The organism is Psychrobacter fulvigenes (assembly GCF_904846155.1).
GTDB classification, from domain to species: domain Bacteria; phylum Pseudomonadota; class Gammaproteobacteria; order Pseudomonadales; family Moraxellaceae; genus Psychrobacter; species Psychrobacter fulvigenes.
This window is the reverse complement of sequence record NZ_CAJGZP010000001.1, coordinates 1,615,724-1,637,778: the sequence shown is the minus strand read 5'-3', so window position 1 is coordinate 1,637,778 and position 22,055 is coordinate 1,615,724. Positions and strand designations below refer to the sequence as shown.

At 43.6% G+C, this 22,055-nt stretch carries 12 protein-coding genes; 6 read left to right on the top strand and 6 right to left on the bottom strand.

Features of this window, described 5'->3' with window-relative positions; all coding sequences use genetic code 11:
• The first annotated feature begins 81 nt into the window (after positions 1 to 81).
• Both JMX03_RS07025 and JMX03_RS07020 read left to right on the top strand, forming a co-directional pair.
• Positions 82 to 4,032: an AAA family ATPase gene (locus JMX03_RS07025; protein ID WP_201595558.1), complete on the top strand. Its 3,951-nt coding sequence runs from the start codon at positions 82 to 84 to the stop codon at positions 4,030 to 4,032.
• 54 nt (positions 4,033 to 4,086) lie between these two features.
• Complete coding sequence (locus JMX03_RS07020) at positions 4,087 to 5,166, top strand: WG repeat-containing protein (RefSeq protein ID WP_201595554.1); 1,080 nt, start codon at positions 4,087 to 4,089, stop codon at positions 5,164 to 5,166.
• A gap of 100 nt (positions 5,167 to 5,266) precedes the next feature.
• Here JMX03_RS07020 and JMX03_RS07015 read toward each other — a convergent pair whose 3' ends face one another.
• Entirely contained in the window at positions 5,267 to 5,905 is a 639-nt protein-coding gene (locus JMX03_RS07015; RefSeq protein ID WP_201595551.1) for an HdeD family acid-resistance protein, read from the bottom strand.
• Positions 5,906 to 5,997: 92 nt separating this feature from the next.
• Complete coding sequence (locus JMX03_RS07010) at positions 5,998 to 10,833, bottom strand: NAD-glutamate dehydrogenase (protein WP_201595548.1); 4,836 nt, start codon at positions 10,831 to 10,833, stop codon at positions 5,998 to 6,000.
• A gap of 624 nt (positions 10,834 to 11,457) precedes the next feature.
• Here JMX03_RS07010 and purD point away from each other — a divergent pair.
• Both purD and JMX03_RS07000 read left to right on the top strand, forming a co-directional pair.
• The gene (purD, locus tag JMX03_RS07005; RefSeq protein WP_201597846.1) at positions 11,458 to 12,792 is read left to right on the top strand and encodes a phosphoribosylamine--glycine ligase; all 1,335 of its coding nucleotides are present in this window, start codon (positions 11,458 to 11,460) and stop codon (positions 12,790 to 12,792) included.
• A gap of 301 nt (positions 12,793 to 13,093) precedes the next feature.
• Positions 13,094 to 14,488, top strand: a complete 1,395-nt coding sequence (locus tag JMX03_RS07000) for an ABC1 kinase family protein (protein ID WP_201595545.1) — start codon at positions 13,094 to 13,096, stop codon at positions 14,486 to 14,488.
• Between the two features lie 141 nt (positions 14,489 to 14,629).
• Here JMX03_RS07000 and JMX03_RS06995 read toward each other — a convergent pair whose 3' ends face one another.
• A complete protein-coding gene (locus tag JMX03_RS06995; protein WP_201595542.1) occupies positions 14,630 to 15,307 on the bottom strand; it encodes a DUF938 domain-containing protein in 678 nt (225 codons plus the stop codon).
• Positions 15,308 to 15,521: 214 nt separating this feature from the next.
• Between JMX03_RS06995 and JMX03_RS06990 the strand changes: the two genes are divergently transcribed.
• Positions 15,522 to 15,713: a DNA gyrase inhibitor YacG gene (locus JMX03_RS06990; protein ID WP_201574789.1), complete on the top strand. Its 192-nt coding sequence runs from the start codon at positions 15,522 to 15,524 to the stop codon at positions 15,711 to 15,713.
• Positions 15,714 to 15,798: 85 nt separating this feature from the next.
• Positions 15,799 to 16,980 (top strand): aspartate aminotransferase family protein, encoded by a 1,182-nt coding sequence (locus tag JMX03_RS06985; protein ID WP_201595539.1) that lies wholly within the window; start codon positions 15,799 to 15,801, stop codon positions 16,978 to 16,980.
• Positions 16,981 to 17,126: 146 nt separating this feature from the next.
• Here the strand turns inward: JMX03_RS06985 and JMX03_RS06980 are convergent, their stop codons facing one another.
• The 3 genes from JMX03_RS06980 to lysS all read right to left on the bottom strand — a co-directional run bounded on the left by JMX03_RS06980 (position 17,127) and on the right by lysS (position 21,950).
• Positions 17,127 to 18,026: a LysR family transcriptional regulator gene (locus tag JMX03_RS06980; protein WP_201595536.1), complete on the bottom strand. Its 900-nt coding sequence runs from the start codon at positions 18,024 to 18,026 to the stop codon at positions 17,127 to 17,129.
• 207 nt (positions 18,027 to 18,233) lie between these two features.
• Positions 18,234 to 20,210 carry a DNA polymerase III subunit gamma/tau gene (dnaX, locus tag JMX03_RS15405; RefSeq protein WP_201595533.1) on the bottom strand — a complete coding sequence of 659 codons (1,977 nt, stop codon included), beginning with the start codon at positions 20,208 to 20,210 and terminating at the stop codon, positions 18,234 to 18,236.
• Positions 20,211 to 20,384: 174 nt separating this feature from the next.
• On the bottom strand, positions 20,385 to 21,950 hold the full coding sequence (gene lysS, locus JMX03_RS06970; RefSeq protein ID WP_201595530.1) for a lysine--tRNA ligase: 1,566 nt from the start codon (positions 21,948 to 21,950) through the stop codon (positions 20,385 to 20,387).
• Between the last annotated feature and the right edge of the window lie 105 nt (positions 21,951 to 22,055).

Genomic DNA, 22,055 nt, shown 5'->3' with positions numbered 1-22,055 from the left:
GCAGCGCATTTTAGATGCTAGTCAAGAACTTCTGGTCACCACTCTCTTTATAACTACTCTATATAAAAATAAGACCTGCCCATGCGACTGATAGAACTACGACTTAAAAACCTGAACTCCTTAAAAGGCGAATGGCACATTGATTTTAGTGATCCCGCTTTTTTAAATGAAGGCATTTTTGCTATTACTGGGCAGACGGGCGCGGGCAAGACCACCATCTTGGATGCGATTTGCTTAGCACTCTATAGTCAGACGCCAAGATTGGGTGATATTACCGGCTCAACGAACGAGATCATGACCCAAGGTACGGGGGAATGCTCAGCAGAAGTTATTATCGAAATAGATTCCAAACGCTATCAATGCTACTGGTACCAGCATCGCGCCCACAAAAAAGCCAAGGGCAACCTATTACCGATTAAGCATGAGATTAGTGAGGTCAAAACTGGCAAGATTTTAGAAGAGAAGAAATCTAAGACATCCGCCTATATTCAAGACCTAATTGGCATGGATTTTAATCAATTTACCCGCTCTATCATGCTAGCACAGGGCAGTTTTGCCGCGTTTTTAAAGTCTGATATTGGCGATAGAGCAGCGATTTTAGAGAAAATAACGGGCACTGCTATCTATGCAAAAATATCGTTAAACGTCCATGAAAAGAAACGCTTTGAGGAAGAAGTGCTTGGCAAGCTACAAGCGGGCGTTAGTAGCTTATCATTATTAAGTCTTGAAGATGAAAAGCTACTAGTAGCAGATTTAGATAGCCTTAATCAACAGCAAAGCACACAACGGCAAATATTCAAAACCCTGAGTGAGCAACTGCAATGGCTGGATAGTGTTGAACAGCTACAGCGAAATCTATCGACCTATCAGACCGATTTTGCAGTAGCACAGCAGGCTCAGACAGCCTTTACTCCAGAAGCACAGCGCCTAGATATTGCTAATAAAGCTTTAGAGATTGACAGCCACTTCCGAGAGCTTAGCTATAGCCGAGAGTTGGTCAATCGAATTAGCACTGAACAACAGGATTTGCTTAGCAAGATTCCATCTCAGAAAGAAGCGCTTGCACAAGCCTCTACCCATGTAAACGATGTCAATAAAATTGAAAAGCAAGCCACGGACAATTTGCAAGACACCTTGCCTATCATTGCAAAGATACGCGAGTTCGATGCTGAGATAAAACAGCAATCCCATTCTTTAACAGATGACAATCAACGTAAAGACATATTAGTCAATAATACGCAGCGATTACGCCAAGAAATAGCCAGCCATGGACAAACAGAGCAAGAGACTAAGGCTCAACTTGCCAATATAGAAAAGTATTTTAGCGATTACCAAGAGTTAAACGACCTCGATACAGATATGGCGACCTTTGATAGCAGCTGTAGCCGATTAAAGACGCTGCTAGAAGATAATGTCAGTTTAGCGGCGGATAAGCTTGCGCATGACAACCAATCAAGCCAGCTACAAGGTCATTTCGATAAGCTATCTAAGCAACAAGAAGCAGATGAATTGTTAATTAAGCAAAAACGCGAGCAATTGGTCAGTGTACAACAGCAGCAAGCAACACTCATCGAAAAACAGTCGCTTGCGAGTATGCGCTTCGAGCAAGAGCAAATCGATCAGATCAACACTCAGATTACGCAAGCCAGCTTTAAATTACACCAGCTGTCTGAACTTGCTAACCAAATCAAAAAGACCAACCTCTCGCTACCTACGCTAAACGAGGAATTAACGACCTTAGAAGAACTCATTGCTAGTCGTCAGTCAGATATTCAAAACGCCAAACTTAAACGCCAAGAAAAGCAAGAGCATCTGAGTTTACTACAAAAGGTCGCTAAGCTTGAAGACTACATAGCAGAACTAGAAGATGGATTGCCCTGCCCACTTTGCGGTGCGCATGAGCATCCTTATAGCAAACATCATCCATTATTAGATAATAGTAATAGCGACGACAATGCTGAGCAAGACCAGTCGTCCACAATAAAACAGACTAAGACGCAACAAACTCAGCAGCAAATAGTTGAATTAGAGACTGTTATTGATAACCTTGAGCAGGCTTTATCAACATACAATATCGAATACGCCACAAAGAAAGAAGCTCTTAATAACCAGCAACAACAGCTAGCGGCTCTACAGCAGCAATCCAAAATCTTACATGGTGATATCCAGTCTTACCTATCGTCACTATTTGAGACTAAGAACGATTACTCTGAAGTAATCGCAGCAATTATCAATCCTCTTACTCAGATAAACGATGATATTAATACGACCATCACGAATATAGGTCATAGCTTATCCTTATTAGACACCGCCAAACATGATCTGACTGAATATAAACAGTCTCTTAAAATTATAGTGGTCGAATATGAAAACTTAACTGAGAGTGCGGCAAAGCTCAGTACTGCCATCGAAACCGACGAAAAACAGCAACAAACAGTTAGTCACGATATTAATAATCTAACAACTGACATTAAGCTTAACTCACAAAAAGTTGATGGAATAAAAGATAAGATTGACGCTAATTTCTCAGAATTAACGCCTCTCATGACCACCGTTTCATCTCTAACGCATAAATACCCAGCGGATAAATATAAAGAGCACTTAACTACAGCGCTCAATGCGGCAGACTTATCTGACGCACTTATGCAGCTGCGTCATAGTTTTGATGAGCAAACGGTAATGGACAGCGCAGAATATGACCGTCATATCGAAAAATTGCGTCAACAGCGCAGCGCTTTAAACCAGTTAAAACGACAATTTAATGAGCAGAAAGACCGTCAGCAGCAGCTAGCCAATACCTTAAGCAGTTTGGCCGCGCAGATTGAAACCAAGCAGGCACAGCTGAGCAATGAAGACACAGCGCTTAAAGAGCTAGAGCGCTTAATTACTCATAAAACCAAGGCTATCGAACAATTAAAGCACGATAGAAAAGAGATTTTTGCAGATAAAGATACGGACAATGAAGAGACTCAATTACGCAGTGCGGTTGATGCAGCTAAAACCAAGCAAGTAGTCGCACAAAGACAGTTAGATACCGTACAGCAGACTCTAGAGCAATTAAAACTTAGAGAGAAACAGCTAGATACAGAGCTACAGTCGGCGACTACCACACTGAATACGCAGCAAAGCACCTTTTCTGATTTACTCGCAGAGTCACAGTTCGTCAATGAAGCTGCTTTTTTGAGTGCCCGCCTGCCTAAAGAAGAGCGCGAAGCACTACATACACGTAAATTAGAGATTAATAACGCATTGCATCAAGCTAAGTTGCAGTTGGAAAGCACTCAGCAAGCGTTAGAACAAAAACTTGCCAACCCCATGACAGATGAAAGCCAAGAAACGCTTGCAAGCCAGCATCAGCAAATACAAACGGATATCGACGAGTTAAGTCAGCAGATCGGTGCCATCGACCAAAAGCTCAAGGACAATGACGATCGAAAAGGCGAACAAGCAGCACAGCTTATTGCGATTGATGAGCAAAAACAAAAACTACAAGTTTGGCAGCAGCTACATACGTTAATTGGTTCGGCTGATGGCAAAAAATATCGTACCTTTGCCCAAGGATTAACGTTTGAGGTCATGATTAGCCATGCCAATACGCAATTACAAAAAATGAGTGACCGCTATTTGCTCATTCATGATGACAGTAATCCGCTTGAGCTCAATGTCATCGACAACTATCAAGGCGGCGATATTCGTAGTACCAAAAATCTCTCTGGCGGTGAAGGCTTTATTATCAGTCTGGCACTGGCACTTGGGCTATCGCAAATGGCCAGTCACAACATTCGCGTCGATTCATTATTTTTGGATGAGGGCTTTGGTACGCTTGATGAAGAGTCACTTGATATAGCGCTCGACACCTTAACCAACTTGCAGCAAGAAGGTAAGCTCATTGGCATTATCTCGCACGTACAGGCATTAAAGGATCGTATCCTAACCCAAATCAAGGTCGAAAAACTCTCTGGCGGCTTTAGCCAAATCAGTGGTCAAGGCTGTCGCCGAGTTAGCAATGCTACCGATGAAAAAGCCTCGTAAATTAAGACAGCAGTTAAAGTAGTTAATAAAAAGTATGATAATAAGGCAATAGCAATGACCAACAAATTAGCGCTCTTAACATCGATATCTATTTTGTCTGTTGGTGCAGTTAGTGCTATCACCCCTGCCCACGCTACCATCAGTTGTGCTGGTTACTTACCCAATAGCTATTTCGAGCGTATCGAAAATAATGATAAATTCGCTGGCAAGCTAGTCAAACAAGCCAATGATACGCAGCAGCTACAAGACCTAAACGGCAATATCATCATAGACAATCTTACCAATGCTTATATATTGATGGACACTTATGTGCTTGCCAAACAGCACGGAAAATATGGCGTTATAAATGCCGCTGGCAAGATTATCGTGCCTTTTAAGTATGATGAGATTCAAACAGAGCCTGATATTGCGACCAGCTTTATCGTCAGTATTCACACCTCAGACGATGCCAGCAGTGCCAAAAACACCAGCAAGCAAGGCATCATCAATCGTCATGGTGACTGGATTTATCCATTAGCAGATGTGCATATCCAGCACGCACACTACGCCCCTGATTATGACCAAGATTATTTTATAGTGGCTAAAAATACAGTCGCTAAAAATAATGGTCTGACAGGACTGCTTGATGATAGAGGTTACTGGGCAATTATGCCGCAGTATGATGTAATCAATCCGCTGAACGCTTGTACTGGCGAGCCTTTATATTTACAAGCTAGCCTGCAAAACAAAACCGCGCTGATTGACCAAAATAATGATGTCATCATTCCACTAGCAGCCAACCAACATATTGAGTTGTTTAACAGTTATGGCGATGTGCCGTTATTTCTGCGCAGTACTTTGGTCGCTGGCAGTACCGCAGAGGGCATGAGCGAGGATATTCAAGACGATATCGAGAGCGCCCAAATTATTGATGCCAATGGCAAGCTAATTCTCTCTTCAGACACACCTATTAGAAAGCTGTTATATCACCAACTTTATACTTATAAGCAGGCTGGCAAGATTGGTGTGATTAACGATCAAGGCAATGTCGTATTAGAGCCACAGTTTGACAGCTATCGTGATGACGCAGATAAGGTATGGTTTGAAAAGAATGGCGAAATGCTGCGTTTAAACAGTCTGATTGATTTGGATTGAATGTAGCTTTTATTATGACCTTTATTTCACTCTGGTGATAGTCAGCCAATAAAAAGCCACCATTAATGGTGGCTTTTTGCATCAAAAATATAATAATAGCTTATCTTCTTAATTCTTCATTAACTTCATGTTGCAGCAACTCTATCTGATTACGCAGTCTATCAGAGATTTTATTGGGCAGAGCATTTAACTTTTTGAGTTTGAATGAAAAATAAACGCTAAAGACACCACTGGTGATTAGCGCTAAGCCAGTCCAAATAACAACGGTCATGCCAGAGAGAATAGGATTCCATATTAATAAGAGTGAAAATATCAAACCTAAGACCCCCACGACCATTAAAACACCCCAATCTGAAATACCATAGCGCTTCAAGTCTATTGCATAACCAATGGCACTAATAGAACGAAAGAGCACTAAAAACCCGACATAAAAAGCAAGAGTGATTATTGAGATTGCTGGATTAATTAAAAGTAATACACCCATGGCAAACGTCAAAATACCAAAAGCCAATATCCAACCCCAATTATCTAAGACTTGTCTATTAACAACAGAAAATGCAATTTCAAATAAGCCTGATAGCAAAAATGATAGGCTAAACAGTAAAGCCAACGCTAAATATGACTCTTGTGGTGAAGTAAACGTATAAATCCCTAACCCAATAAGGATGACCCCTACAATAAGTGGTATATACCAATATTTAATTGAGTTCCTGACCATTTTAAAGATTTGCGTGCTCATAACTTTCCCTTAATATTCTCTTATTATGTTTTATTAACAAGAGAATGATAAGGGATTGTTACGCAGACTGGCTTAGTCGCTTACTGAACAGCCTATTTAGTAACCAAACTACTCAGCTCACTCATCAATACTGACAAAGTAGATAGGCTGATCACGCTATCATCATTGTCGTCAAGCTTTTGCATCTCGGTTTTTACTGTTTCTAACTGATCGAGATGACGTGAGCGCCACTCACTAAATGCTTGCTTGGCATCTGGCTTTGACAATACTGCATCCATTAGTAGACGCAAGCTACGTGATAACTCATTTACCAATGCGTGGCGTGCACGGCGATCCCAATAGTCTTGCTGCGGTAAGGAGGCGATATTATCCATCATCCAATCTAACTGCAGTACTTGATAGGCCTCAAAGTACAGTGTTGCAATCTCATTGACAGGGCGCTCATATTGCTCAGCAAGTAATGCTGCATCCAGCGCGTCGACATGATAAGGCAACATAGCAAACAGCGCCGCATCACTATCTGACAGACCGTCTTGCGTTAACTTGGTGGTATCTTCTTGTAGATACTGGGCAAACTGCTGCTCAATAAAGCCGCCAGATTTGGTTAAGTTTTCGACACTGGCCTCAAAGCGGCTGATCATGTCAGCGACTCGCAAGTCTTGACCAAAGGCATTGATGAACCAGACCATACCGCGTTCAATGGCATCGCGCAGACGCAGCTCAAGCTCCAACAATAAAGTCGCATCGACTTTGTTATCCAACGCTTCTAGCGTCTTCCAAGCAGTCGGCACATCAAAGACATCACGGGCAATCGCATAGCCACGAATGATAGTGGCAAGGGTTTGTCCTGTTTCTTCAAACAAGCGGAATAATGCTTCGATACCCAAGCGGTTGACCACACTGTTGGTCAGATAAGTACTGATAATTTCGCGGTGCAACCTATGTTCTTTCATCTCATCAAAGAAACGCCCGACCAGCTCATCAGGGAAGTATTTGCTCAGCTCATTAACGAAATACGGTGCTTCTGGCAAATCTGACAATAATAAGTTGTCATACACCCACATTTTGCCATAAGCCATCACGATCGCTAGCTCAGGATTGGTTAATCCAGTCCCCGCTTTTTGACGTTTTGCAATCTCTTCGTCTGATGGTAGGTATTCAATTGCACGGTCAAGACGTCCCTCACCTTCTAGCATCTGAATGAAGCGCTGATGATCACTTAAATTAGCCGCCGCCCGAATGTGGCTAAGCTCAATCGCTTGTGGTTGTAGATAGTTTTGGCGCAGTACCAACTCTGCGACGGTATCTGTCATACTTTCAAGCAATTCATTACGCTGCTTGAGAGTCATATCACCTTGCTCAACCACTTTGCCAAGTAAGATTTTGATATTGACCTCATGGTCTGAGCAGTTGACACCGCCTGAGTTGTCGATAGCGTCAGTATAGATGCGTCCACCCGTCTGCGCGTATTCGATACGACCTTGCTGGGTAAATCCTAGGTTGCCACCTTCACCAACGATAGATGTACGTAGCTCACCACCATTAACACGTACTGCATCATTGGCACGATCACCAACATCGGCATGGCTTTCATTGGCGCTTTTGACATAAGTACCGATGCCACCATTCCAAATAAGATCGACAGGCGATTTTAATAACGCGCTGATGAGCTCGTTTGGCGATAGATTATCCTCACTGATATCAAACAGCGCTTTCATCTCAGCGCTGATCGCAATCGTTTTATCTTGGCGGGAGAAGACACCACCACCTTGGCTGATGAGAGACTTTTCGTAGTCATCCCAGGTCGAGCGTGGCATCTCAAACAAGCGCTCGCGCTCTGCAAAAGAAGCGGCGGTATCCGGATTTGGATCGATAAAGATGTGCAAGTGGTTAAAGGCGGCGACCAGCTTGGTATGAGCGGATCTCAGCATACCATTGCCAAATACGTCCCCGCTCATATCACCAATACCGACAACCGTAAAGTCATCACGATTTTGAATATCCATACCGCGCATACGGAAGTGACGTTTGACCGACTCCCAACCACCGCGTGCAGTAATACCCATCGCTTTATGATCATAACCAACCGAACCACCAGAGGCAAAGGCATCATCGAGCCAGAAGTTGTACTCGCTAGATAAAGCATTGGCAATATCAGAGAAGGTCGCCGTGCCTTTATCGGCGGCAACTACTAAATACGGGTCATCTTCGTCATGGCGCACGGTATTGGCTGGCGGGACAATCTCTCCATCAACAATGTTGTCAGTGACATCGAGCATACCGCGAAGGAACGCTTGGTAGCAGGCAATGCCTTCTGCTTGAAACGCTTCACGACCATCGGCCATGGTTTTGGTCTTGACGATGAAACCGCCTTTTGAACCGACAGGGACGATGACAGCGTTTTTGACCATCTGAGCTTTGACTAGGCCGAGCACTTCGGTACGATAGTCTTCCATACGATCTGACCAACGCAGACCACCACGCGCTGCTTTGCCCCCACGTAGATGCACCGCTTCCACACGTGGCGAATAGACAAAGATTTCAAACATGGGTTTCGGCTTCGGTAAGTTTGGAATATCATCCGCCAAAAACTTAAACGACAAGCGGTCTTTACGCTGACCGTCAGCCTCTCTTTGATAAAAGTTGGTACGCACCATGGCATTAATCAAATCTAAGAACCAACGAAAGATACGATCTTCATCTAAGCTACTGACATTTGCCAGAGCCGCCAAAACTTGTTCCTGAATCTTCTCAGTTTTGCTGGCACGCTCTTCTTCGCTGTGTTCAGGATTCATACGCGCATCAAATAATTCAGACAGCGCCACACTTATAGTGCTATTTTTTGCGACAGTTTGCTGAATATAAGTGCTAGAGAATGGCGCTCGTGCTTGTACCATATAACGCGACAACGCCCGCAGCAGCACCACATCGTATGTACCTAGTTGGGTCGTAAGTATCAGCTCATTAAAACTATCGTTTTCAACACGTCCCGCCCAAATCTGCTTGAGACTGTCTTCAAACTGACTGCCTACCACTTGCATATTGACCGTTTCGACATTCTCCAATATTAATTCATACTCTTGCATCCAAATTGGCTGCTCTGGCAGATCAAACTCATAAGTCTGTGCTGAGATCACCGACACCCCGAAGCTTTCAAGTATGGGTAATACTTTAGACAATATGGTGGGTTGCTCGCGGCCATATAGCTTTAAATGCAATTTATTGCCAGCATCTCCTGTAGAGCGATACAAATGCCAGTTCATCGGCTGCTCATCACTCAAAGCGGCCAGACGCTTGGTGTCCTCGACAGCAGAGCGCGCATCAAAACGTTCTTCATAAGCAGCTGGAATATACTCTAAAAATTGACGCTTTAAGGTATTGGCTTGTTGCTCGCCGACATTGTCTAGCAGCATGCGCTGATAGTGATCAGACCAAGACTCCATCAGTGCAGAGAGCTTGGCTTCAAGCACAGCGGTGTCTACCTCGTTTATTTGACCAGGTACTGTACGCACATGCACATGGACGCGGGCATGCTCAGATTCATTAAATTCGGTGGTAAAGCCAGATGAAGTGCCGCCGTAAGCTTCCTTTAGTACCTCTTGTACTTTGAGTCGCAGTTCAGTATTGAATTTATCGCGTGGAATATATACCAAACAGGAGACAAAACGCTGATAATGGTCAATACGGCTGAATAAGCGCAAGCTCTTCTTGTCTTGTAATTGGCTGATTCCCGACACCATAGGATACAGCTCTTCAACGCTGGCTTGAAACAAGTCATCACGTGGCAAGGTGTTGATTACATGCATCATTTTATAATAAGCATGACCTTCACTTGGCAGCTTTGCCATCGCCATTATTTTGTTGGCTTTTTCACGCAACAGTGGGATTTCTTGCACGCGCAATTGATAGGCTTGTGAGGTCAATAAGCCAATAAAGCGACATTCGCCGACCAGATCGCCATTTTCATCAAACTTATGAATACCCAAAAAGTCCATATAGACGGAGCGATGCACAGGTGAAACACGACTTGACTTTGAGAGCATCAATACCCGTGGTTCAGTGAGCAGCTGCTTGAGGTTTTTAGGGAGCTTATTGAAGCTCTCTGATAGTGTGTCTTCTGCTGCGCCGCGCAATAAACCCAGGCCACTGTTACCAATGGCATATAAGTCCAGATCAGCGTCCTCACTATCTAACGCTACTTTTTTGCCATTTTCTAAGCGATATTCACGGTATCCCAAAAAGATAAAGTGATCATCTAATATCCAGTCTAAAAATGCTTGTATTTCTTGCTGTGGATAAAACACTTCAGGCAATGGCTGCTGTGATAACTCAGATTTGATTTCAATCAAACGCGACCGCATCTGTTTCCAATCACCGACTACGGTATCGAGCGTATCCACTTTGTCTAACAATATTTGATATAGTGTTGCCAATTCTTCAGTGTCTTGATAAGCAATCTCACAATGAATCAGCGACATATGAGAGGTAGCGCTTTCACTCGCACTATCAATTTTTGCAAGACTGCCATCTTCATTGCGCTCTACACTGACAATCGTATTATAAATGCGGTGTACATCAATGCCCTGAGCTTCCAAACTCATGAGCATAGTATCTACCAAAAATGGGCGATCATACGCAACCATCTGGATAACACTGTGTGAGCTGTGAAAATGATGTTCTTCGGCGACAGGGTTAAAAATAGCGAGTATGGGTTTATTGCCATCATAGGCTTTTAGTAGCGTGAAATGATGTAATGCCATACCTGCTAAGTCGGCGTTACTAATCGCAGCAGCTATCTCATTATGTAATAGCTCATAATAGCTATGAATAAAACGCTCAAGCAATGATTGATCCGTTTGTACATAGTTAGTGGCAATATCGCTAATCTGGCCAATGCGTTCTTCCGTGATTCCAAGAGAGTTATGCATAACTTTCTGTCCTTTTTATAGGTTTGGTATTTAAAATAAAATCAGTTTAATCTTTATTGCAATTATTGATGTTTTTAAACGGTATGTTTCTCTAGCAGGTCAACACTAGATTAATTTGAGTCACAACCCTCCATCTCTTCCCTTTTAATGATGCATCTAGATTAGTAGATGACTTTGCAACCTAGGTTTTGAGTGCCATTAGCCCATCAATCTATAAGAGTGTAACGCACCTGAACGAATAGCTAAAGTGTAAAAATTTATTTCATGAATTATTATTAATTTAGTGTCTATTACTGCAACAGACCCAAGTTGATTGCTTACTTAAATACTTCACTCATATAAACGGTTTACGCTACTACCCAACATTTATTAGATAGTTTTATTGGCTGATTGTTGGGATATGATTATCCCTATACCGATGACAGTCTAATAATTGCTAATAACGGACCAAAAACAAGATAGCAAAGCGGTCGGTTGTTTTTTATCGTCACTATTCAGTGCTGGCAAGTGGATACTCATGGCAATCGCTGCGCTTTTTTTGTTAGAATACGGCACTATATTTAACAGTGCTTAAAGATTTACTATTAACGCTTAATACTATTAATACTAAGGGCAAAACGTATGATGAATATTTTGGTGATTGGCTCAGGTGGTCGCGAACACGCGCTGGCATGGCAGTGTGCTAAAGATGATTCTGTAAAAAATGTCTACGTCGCGCCTGGTAATGCTGGCACTGCCCTTGAACCTAAATGCCAGAATGTTATCTTGCAAGATACCAATGGTGAGCACAGCGCTGTCATCGAGTTTTGCCAAAACAATGCCATTGACATGGTCATCGTCGGTCCTGAGGCGCCATTGGTCACTGGTATCATCGATGCTTGCCGTGCTGCTGGTATCAAAGCATGGGGGCCAACAGCGTATTGCGCACAACTCGAAGGCTCTAAGACTTTTGCCAAAGAATTCATGGCAGAGCATAATATCCCAACGTCTGCCTATCAAGGATTCACAGACGCTACAAGCGCCAAAGCTTATATTGACGAGCAAGGCGCACCTATCGTTATCAAAGCTGATGGACTGGCAGCAGGGAAAGGCGTGATCGTTGCTGAGACCATTGAACAAGCACATGCAGCAATCGATGACATGCTTGCAGACAATAAATTCGGTGATGCTGGTAGCCGTGTGGTCATTGAGCAATTCTTAGAAGGCGAAGAAGCCAGCTTTATTTGCATGATTGATGGCAATAACATCTTACCCATGGCGACCAGCCAAGATCATAAACGTGCTTATGAAGGCGATACAGGCCCGAACACTGGCGGTATGGGCGCTTATTCTCCTGCACCAGTGGTCACTCAAGACGTTCATGATAAAGTGATGACACAAGTGATTCAGCCAGTTGTCAATGCGATGAATGCGGCAGGTCACCCTTACACTGGGTTTTTATATGCAGGCTTGATGATTGATAAAGCAGGCGACCCTTACGTGATTGAGTTTAACTGCCGTTTTGGCGACCCAGAGACGCAGCCTATTTTGATGCGCTTGCAATCGTCGATGGTCGAGTTGGTTGCTAAAGGTCTCGCAGGCGAGCTGCCAAGTCAAGCAGACTGGGATGCGCGCCCTGCCCTTGGTATCGTCATGGCGTCGAAAGGCTATCCCGAAACCTCCTCTAAAGGTGATGTCATTACTGGTCTGCCAGAGTTAGATCCTCATGACACTTCAGCAGTCAAGGTCTTTCATGCAGGTACTGCGTTTACTCATGATAGTTTTGACGCGGATACCAGCACCAGCCATCCTAAAGAAGTCGTCACCGATGGTGGGCGCGTGCTTTGCGTCACTGCCCTTGCGGATAGTATCTTGGGTGCACAACAAGCGGCTTTAGCGGTTACTGCTGCGATTAGTTTTGATGGAGCACAGTATCGCCGCGACATCGGGCACCACGCGATTGCTCGTAAAGACTCTTAAGGCTAAACACTACTGGGACAAAGTCTTTGGTTCTCTGATAAACTCTATAGATAAACCCCAGTTTTGATAAAGACTGGGGTGCTCCTTACTACTTAAGACAGTCACTTAAGAACAATACATTACTACCGTAAAAAATATTACGATAAATGAAGAGCTTTAATGCATCTGCTTTGATACCGTAATACCATCATTCGTACTATGACCTACGAGTCATTACGATTTTGTATTCTGACATTACATATCTCTTGTATTGTTGGTCTTCAACCCGCAAATCAGTTGCAACTGATGAATGGTTATATCTATGGCACAAAATACATCTAAACCTTCTAATGATAAGCAGTCAATTGACAACCTAAAAACTTCTGGGTTTGAGCGTCGACTGTCAATCGCTAAGACATCTCTCAATATCGGCCGACGTTGGGCGGGTAACAGTATGTCTGGCATATTCTTAGATAAAGACACTCGCTCAAAGCGCAACCAAGAGTTTATGGAGGCGCAGGCAAATTATGTCGTAGAAGAGCTTGGTAAGTTAAAAGGCTCAGTGGTAAAGATTGGCCAAATGCTGGCACTATATGGTGAGCATGTATTGCCACCTGAAATCACTCGTGCACTACAAGCACTCAACGATGACACTGCCACTCTCAGCTGGCCAAAAATCGAACAGACGTTGCGCCGCACTCTGAGAGAAAAACTCGATGAGCTTGAAGTCGATCCTATACCTATTGGTACCGCCTCCCTCGCCCAAGTGCATCGTGCAACTGTCATTGCTACTGGTGAAGAAGTCGTATTAAAAATTCAATATCCGGGCGTTGCAGAAGCTATCGACTCCGATCTTGCCTTATTTAAACGCTTACTTAAGGTAAGCAATATGGTGCCGCAAACACGTGCGCTGGATACTTGGTTCGAAGAAATCCGCGACCTACTCCACCACGAAGTTGATTATGATGCAGAAGCAAATACGACTGAACGCTTTTATGAGCGCTTGATAGATGATCCACGTTATATCGTGCCAAAAGTCAATCGTCAGTACTCAAGTAAGCGCTTGCTATGCATGACCTATGAGCCTGGTGTCTCTGTCACCTCCGAAGCACTTCAGCTATTACCGCATGAACGTCAAAATGCTATTGGTCAAGCGGCAATCGAGATCATGATGCGAGAGATTTTTGTCTGGGGTGAGATGCAGACTGACCCAAACTTTGGAAATTACTTGGTGCGCATTAGCGAGAATGAAAATGAGATAGATAAACTGGTATTGTTAGATTTTGGTGCTATTCGTCAGTTTGATGATGGTCTTCTAACAATTGCACATAACCTCCTACGTGCAGGCTATCATCATGATCATCAAGCAATGATGAAAAGTATGACGGGTTATGAATTTTTCGATACGATGAGTGACAAAGTGCGCTCTGATATTGCCTCTTTGTTCTTACTTGCTACCGAGCCATTTAGTCATCCTGACTCAAATCCAGACATTCCAGCAGACTGCTTGGATTCACAAAACCGTTATATCTGGGCAAACAGTAAACTACATTCTCGTATATCGGCAAGTGCTACCAAAGCAGTGCAGTCTTTTGAATTTAATTTGCCTCCGAAAGAGTTTATGTTTATTAGCCGTAAGTTTATCGGTGCTTACACATTCTTAACGGTAGTGAATGCTCATACTGACTCTGAAAAACTAGTAAAGCCTTTTTTATGAATCTATAAAAGTACTTAAATCTTGGAACCGCTCTTCTGTAGCGGTTTTAATTTGAATAATTATTTTTACTTAGGCTATTTTTAATTTAATCTTATCAAATAAAGACTTTATTTGAGTTATTAGTTATATTACTTAGGCTATTTATTTAATATCTTTATCAACAGCAGGCGCATGCCAACTATCAAATCTGGTTCTATAGCCTTGTGGTTTTGTCATGGTTAGCTGCCAACAGCGTTCTCCACGAGCCAGATACTTCACTTCAAAATGAGTACGTTGACTCTCCGCTGCTACTACTTGCCGCTCATGTGGTAGCTGCCAAAGACTCGAAGTTTGCTGCTCTGCATTGTCCATATAAGCCTCGATATTAGTGGTCAATACAATCTTCCCTCCTGTTTGCAAGCGTGATAATAAAAACTCAAAAAACGGCATGTTTAACCATTGCTGATTAGGGTTATGCTGCTCAGGGTTGGGATATAAGATATATATGCTGGCGAGACTGCTAGGAGGGATGGCGTATACCGTCCATGCGATCGCATCTGCATGGATAGGAGTCAAATTATCAAGCGACTGTTGGTTAAATAGCTTGGTAAAAGCTTCGAACTTATTGCGTGTACGCTCAATAGCAATTAGATGCTTGTCAGGGTTTTCTGCGGCAAAGCTTAGGGCATGCTTGCCCTTCCCTGCACCAATCTCAAGTACCAATGGTAGTTTATTATCACTTTGAATAATTTTTGGAATGCTAAAATTACGTGGTGCTGAGAGTTTTTTATGCTGAAAAGCTCTTTTTTGATTATGTGAGAAGAGTTCTGTTTGGTTCATGGATTACTCTATTTGGTTTATATTTTAGTTTTTTAGTTAGATGATAATTGCTTAGGCTATTTTACTTGTAGATGGTTGTTTTATCGACATTTTTTACATGTATATGGACTTGTATTTGACTTTTAGCCACTGCGTGCTATTATAACCGCTCTCATTCATTGATAACACTCTTCTCAATACAATATTGATATCATCAGGGCAACCTCACTTTACTATGACAGAACCTACTCCCAATTCCGCACCCAAAACCTACCCATGCCCAAACTGTGGCACTCTCACTGCGTGGCAGGATAATAAATATAAGCCGTTTTGTAGTGATCGCTGCAAACTGATTGACTTAGGTGCTTGGGCAAATGAAGAATACAGTGTCCCTGCTGAGACAACACCGTTTTCTGACGAGTTGTAACCTAATACTGCGAACCTCTTATCACTCTATCTTCTCTAATATGTCTTTACTTCATTGATTTATTTAACACGCTAAGGATGTCCGTATGTCAGCCACTTATCTGATGCCTACTTATAATCGTCAACCGATTAGCTTCACCCGCGGCTTAGGCAGTTGGTTATATACCAAAGATGATACGCCCTATCTAGACGCGCTCACAGGCATCGCTGTATGCGGTCTTGGACATTGCCATCCGCAAATCACTGAGGCCATTCAGCAGCAAGCAGCTACTTTAGTCCATACCAGCAACTTATTCGGCATAGAGTGGCAAGAGCGTGCTGGCGCATCACTTTGTACTGCCGCTGGCATGGATAGCGTATTTTTTGCCAATAGCGGCGCCGAGGCCAATGAAGCGGCACTAAAAATGGCACGCTTATATGCCTACCAACAAGGCTTTAAGCGCCCTAAAGTCATTGTCATGGAGCAGTCCTTTCATGGTCGCACGCTATTATCAGTATCAGCGACTGCCAACCCTAAAGCACGCGAGGGTTTCTTTACGTTAGATGATGATTTTATTCGTGTGCCTTTTGGTGATATTGCAGCCGTTAAGCAAGCTGCCGCCGATCACGATGATATCTGTGCGCTGTTTGTAGAGCCTATTCAGGGTGAAGGTGGACTGAATACAGCGATCAATGGCTTTGCCTATTTGGAAGAGCTACAAGCTGAATGTGACGCGCATAACTGGCTATTTATGCTCGACGAAGTGCAAACTGGCAATGGTCGCACAGGGAAATATTTCGCTTATCAGCACAGCAACGCCCGTCCCGATGTCTTAACGACTGCAAAAGGCCTTGGTAATGGCTTCCCTGTAGGCGCCTGTATGGTACGTGGCCGCGCCAATGGTTTGTTTGGTGCCGGCAGCCACGGCTCTACTTATGGCGGTACGCCACTTGCAAGCCGCGTAGTACATAGTGTTTATGATGTATTGGCTAACAGCGATATCATGAGCAATGCTGTCACTGAGGGGCAGTTCATCCGTGATAGCATAACAGACAAACTGCAAGCGCATGGGGTCAGTAGTCGCGGAGCGGGGATGATGATAGGTATCGCCCTACCTGAGTCTATCGACTGCAGTAAGTTGGTGGACCGTGCACGCGATGAGCAAAATCTCATCATTAACGTCACTGGCGGACATGTTGTGCGCTTACTGCCGCCATTAAATATGAAGCGTAACGAAAGTGAGCAAGTCGTCGAACGATTATTAAACTTATTAAATCCCTTGTTTTAGCCGCTGTTTTTAGTTTTTTAGTATAGGTGTCAACGCTTAGAACGCTCAATACTGACTATTCAAAACTGCAATTAAAAAAACCTCCAGATAAAAAATCTGGAGGTTTTTAGTTATGCATAATAGCTTTTATATTTTGCTCTGGATAATTAACCAGCATGAAAGTATTTTTTTAATACCTCTAAACAGCGCGTAACTTTTGCAGGTTGCTGCTCACGGTTCAAGGTTACGGCATATAGAACAAAGCTTGGTAATTGGTAGCCCGTGAGCACCTCAACCAAATCACCATTATCAAGCTCTTTTTTGATGTCCATTTCCATCATTCTGACCACACCATGACCTTCTTTGGCCAAAGTCGTCGCCATGAATACATTATTGGTATGGATACGTGATGTCATTTTTAACCGTGTTTTTTTACCGGTTTCGGTTTGTATGAAATCCAGTTGGTTGGAGTCTTTCATGATTTCGATACAAATGAGCTGATGCTCATTTAAGTCTTTGGGAGACTCGAGTTTTTTGTGATGGCGCAGATATTGCGGTGAAGCCACTAACACTTGACGCACATCAGACAGGGGATGATTACTTAATGTTAGATCATTAATGCTAGGGCTCATACGAATGGCGATATCAATACGCTCATCGATCAAGTCAACATAGTGGTTGTCTGCCAAAAAAGTAATACTTAAATCATCATGTGCCGCCATCCAAGTGGATAAGGCGGGTAAAATATGATTGACACCCAGCTCAGGGGTAGTAGCGATACGTAGACTGCCCGCTAACTCATCACGCAACTGGTTAACCTTAATTCGACCTTGCTCAGCAGCGCTGACCACATCTTTTGCCGCTTCATAAAAACTCGCGCCGGCTTCGGTTAGACTTAGCTTACGAGTAGAACGGTGCAATAGCACCACGCCCAGCTCATTTTCTAACGATCGAATCTGTTGGCTAACTGCACTGGTTGTAATACCAAGCTCACGAGCTGAGCCACTAAAAGAACCGTGTCCGACCACGCTGGCGAACACGGCCATACCGCGTAAATTATCTAACATAGTTTCACCTAAGCTGTTTTCAGCTAATTTCATTTTTTAATATAACTTAACTATTATAGCGGAGTATATAGCCATTCCACAAATCAATACGCAAACCATACTTTATTAATACTCAATAACATCAATGAATTACGGTACAAAAAACCATTATTCAATACTACCTTAAGTGTTCTTACTAAGGCATAGAACCAGTTTTCCCTCAATTGTTTAAGTTAACTTAACCTTACCCATCTTCCCTTCTCCACGGCTCAGCAAATACTGCATTACCGGTGACTCAAGTAACATCGTTTCTGCCACTGAAGAAGCTTGTGCTACCCTTTGACGCTGGCGGCGCTCAGGGGTTTTATTCTCATCTTGCATCACGCTACCATCTACTTGTAAAGCAATCTCCGCTTGCGGGAACTGGTGTTGCAGTTTTTCAGCCAATGCTTCAAAGGTAGTTTGTAAGTGTTTGCTATCTACAGCGGTCACAAAGACGGATTGACCATTACAACTACCACTCATCATGCCTTGACGCGCCAGAGCCAGCTCATCTGTTGCGAGGCTACCTGCCTCACGAGCAGTTTGTAACCAGTAGTCCCACTTTTCTGGCGTCCATTCCCCCGTTAGATCTTGCGGTGGACAACGTAGTAGTACACGCGGATCATTCGATTGTGATATTAATTGAGAATCATTTCGACTCGGCTCAACAATCGGTTCAGGCTCAACAATCGGTTCAGGCTCAACAATCGGTTCAGGCTCAACAATCGGTTCAGGCTCAACAATCGGTTCAGGCTCAACAATCGGTTCAGGCTCAACAATCGGTTCAGGCTCAACAATCGGTTCAGGCGCGCTGTTATTAATTAACGTTGGCAACTCATCAATGTCGCTACGACTGTCGTCTAGAACTGGCTCAATATCAGCGTAATAATTTGTTGAACTTTCTATCTTACTTTGGTTTTGATAATCAACGTCATAAGCCTGCGTCGGTGCTTCCGATGCCAAGTGTCCAGAGACTTTTGCAGGCTCAGTAGAGAAAGTGTTTTCTATAGGTGCAGTTGATGTCGCCGTGGCCGTGGTGGCAGGTGCCTCAGCTAATATTTCATTGGTCGGTAACGGGCGAAATGCGAGTAGGCGTAGAATACACATTTCAAGCGCTTGCATGGGAGTACTAGCAAGCTTGATGCCTTCTCGTGCTTGTACCACAATCTCATAATATAACTGTAAGACGTCAGGGCTGATGTGCTGGGCAAGCGTATTAATATCCTGCGCTTGCGCTTCGTTCACATTCAAAGCAACCTCAGGTAATAACTGAGCCAATGCCAATTGGTGAAGTAGCTCAGCCAACCCATCAAACATGCTGGTCGCATCGACCATTTGTGCGCGCATCTGTTCGATATGGGCGGCAACAGCAGGCTTATCATGATTATAAATGTCTGTGATCAAACTGACCAAATCAGCAGCGTCGATCAAGCCAAGCATGGCATTGACCGTCACATCATCTAATCCACCTTGACCAAAAGCAATCGCCTGATCTGTTAATGACAGTGCATCACGAACCGAGCCCTTGGCAGCACTTGCTAGCTGCCAAAGTGCAGGCTGCGTGAAGCCCACCTGCTCTTGGGTTAAAATATTGGCCAAATGTTCACTGAGCAAGGTTTGCGGTAAAGGACGCAGCACAAACTGTAAGCAGCGTGAGATAATGGTAATCGGCAGTTTTTGTGGATCAGTGGTCGCGAGTAAGAATTTGACATGCTCAGGCGGCTCTTCTAAGGTTTTGAGGAGCGCGTTAAAGCTATGCGTCGATAGCATGTGCACTTCGTCAATCAGGTACACTTTATAGCGACCTTGACTTGGCGCATAAGGGACGTTATCAAGCAGCTCGCGCGTATCCTCAACCTTGGTACGCGAGGCGGCATCAATCTCAATCAAATCGATAAAGCGGCCTTGATCAATCGACACACAGTTATCACAGACACCGCACGGCGTGCTGGTCACACCAGTATCGCAGTTCAGACATTTAGCTAAGATGCGAGCAATGGTGGTCTTACCAACACCGCGTGTACCAGTAAATAGATAAGCATGATGCAGTCGGTTATAATCAATCGCGTTGATTAACGCCTGAGAGACATGCGTTTGCCCAATTAACTCATGGAAGTTTTTGGGTCGGTATTTACGCGCTAAGACTTGATATTGCTGCGTCATATCTATCCATTATGCCAAGTGGCTTGAAGTACTTGTTTGAAGTGAGATTTTGATTATTCATTGTAGCAAAAAGCCAGCGCATTCGTCTGGCTTCTTACCGATTTAACAGTGACTGATAGTACGCTCAATAAGTGGCTTTATTATAAGTAGCCTTACTCAAAGATTGACTCCCACTTAATCAGTCTTGCGGCGCATATGCGGGAATAAAATAACATCACGAATACTGGCAGAGTCAGTGAATAACATAACCAAGCGATCGATGCCGATACCCTCACCTGCCGTTGGCGGTAAGCCATAAGACAAGGCTTCGATATACTCTTCATCAAAGTGCATGGCCTCTACATCACCTGCGTCTTTTTCAGCGACTTGATCACGGAAGCGCTCCGCCTGATCAGCAGGGTCATTTAACTCACTAAAGCCATTGGCCAATTCACGACCACCGATAAACAGCTCAAAACGATCCGTGATTTCAGGATTGTCGTCGTTGCGGCGTGCCAGCGGTGACGTCTCAGCTGGGTATTCAGTGATAAAAGTTGGCTGACGTAATTGATGCTCAGCTGTCTCTTCAAATATGATAGTGATTAACTTACCAACGCCAAAGACATCATTTACTGGCTGCTTAAGCGTATTGGCGACATAGTCAGCTAAGTACTCTCGGTCATCAATGCGTGACATATCAAAGTCTTCAGCGTATTTTTCGATAGCCTCAGTCATCGTTATGCGCGCAAACGGTGCTTTTAGACTGATGCTCTCACCTTGATACGTCAGTTCAGTTGTGCCTAATATATCCATCGCTAATTGATTAAATAAGCGCTCGGTCAAATCCATCAAATCATGATAATCAGCATACGCTTGATAAAACTCAATCATGGTGAATTCAGGGTTATGGCGCGTGGATACACCTTCGTTACGGAAACTGCGGTTGATCTCAAATACTTTTTCAAAACCACCAATGACCAAGCGTTTTAGATACAACTCAGGCGCGATACGCAGATATAGCGGCATATCTAGTGCATTGTGATGGGTCACAAACGGACGCGCCACCGCCCCACCAGGGATAGGATGCATCATCGGCGTTTCGACTTCCATAAAACGCGCATTCAGCATAAACTTGCGAATACCGCTGATCACTTGGCTGCGCACAACAAAAGTATCACGAGTAGATTCGTTGGTCATCAAGTCCAGATGGCGATTACGATAACGCGCTTCCACATCTGCCAAGCCATGGAACTTATTTGGCATTGGGCGCAGGGCTTTGGTTAATAATTGAAACTCTTCAATATGGACATAAAGATCACCTTTACCTGAACGACCAATATAACCCGATATGCCAACCACATCTCCTAAGTCTAGTGACTTAATGCTAGCCAGCGTCTCTTCATCTAACTCTTTACGTGCAACGTACAGCTGGATACGACCTGTCATATCTTGAATGACAATGAATGCGCCGCGGTTGAGCATGACGCGACCAGCCACATTGACCTGTGTCTTTTCACCTTTGGCAGCATTATCTTCAATTTCTTGCTTTGAGACGCCTTCAAAGGCAGTTTGCAGATCTTGGGCAAAATCAGTACGCTTAAAATCGTTTGGATAAGGCTGTTTGCCTGAAGCTTTGATGTCATCTAGCTTCGCTTGCAGTTGGGCGATAAGCTCATTGGCTTCCTCGACAGTTGGGGCTTGTTCTTGGTTCTGATTTTGATTTTGATTTTGATTTTGATTTTGATTGTTGGGCTTTGACATAAAATTCTCAAAATTGTTAGATAATTCGATGAATAAAGTAAAATAATAAATTTAGATTAATAATAAGTAGCTTGTTGTTGTAGCTACTGACACCTACGTAGCCTA

Excerpts from the sequence above, each read along its gene's own strand:
- JMX03_RS07010 (WP_201595548.1), bottom strand. The coding sequence starts at position 10,833 with ATGCATAACTCTCTTGGAATCACGGAAGAACGCATTGGCCAGATTAGC.
- JMX03_RS07020 (WP_201595554.1), top strand. The coding sequence starts at position 4,087 with ATGACCAACAAATTAGCGCTCTTAACATCGATATCTATTTTGTCTGTT.
- lysS (WP_201595530.1), bottom strand. The coding sequence starts at position 21,950 with ATGTCAAAGCCCAACAATCAAAATCAAAATCAAAATCAAAATCAAAAT.
- JMX03_RS06990 (WP_201574789.1), top strand. The coding sequence starts at position 15,522 with ATGACAGAACCTACTCCCAATTCCGCACCCAAAACCTACCCATGCCCA.
- JMX03_RS07000 (WP_201595545.1), top strand. The coding sequence starts at position 13,094 with ATGGCACAAAATACATCTAAACCTTCTAATGATAAGCAGTCAATTGAC.
- JMX03_RS06980 (WP_201595536.1), bottom strand. The coding sequence starts at position 18,026 with ATGTTAGATAATTTACGCGGTATGGCCGTGTTCGCCAGCGTGGTCGGA.
- dnaX (WP_201595533.1), bottom strand. The coding sequence starts at position 20,210 with ATGACGCAGCAATATCAAGTCTTAGCGCGTAAATACCGACCCAAAAAC.
- purD (WP_201597846.1), top strand. The coding sequence starts at position 11,458 with ATGAATATTTTGGTGATTGGCTCAGGTGGTCGCGAACACGCGCTGGCA.
- JMX03_RS07025 (WP_201595558.1), top strand. The coding sequence starts at position 82 with ATGCGACTGATAGAACTACGACTTAAAAACCTGAACTCCTTAAAAGGC.
- JMX03_RS06995 (WP_201595542.1), bottom strand. The coding sequence starts at position 15,307 with ATGAACCAAACAGAACTCTTCTCACATAATCAAAAAAGAGCTTTTCAG.
- JMX03_RS07015 (WP_201595551.1), bottom strand. The coding sequence starts at position 5,905 with ATGAGCACGCAAATCTTTAAAATGGTCAGGAACTCAATTAAATATTGG.
- JMX03_RS06985 (WP_201595539.1), top strand. The coding sequence starts at position 15,799 with ATGTCAGCCACTTATCTGATGCCTACTTATAATCGTCAACCGATTAGC.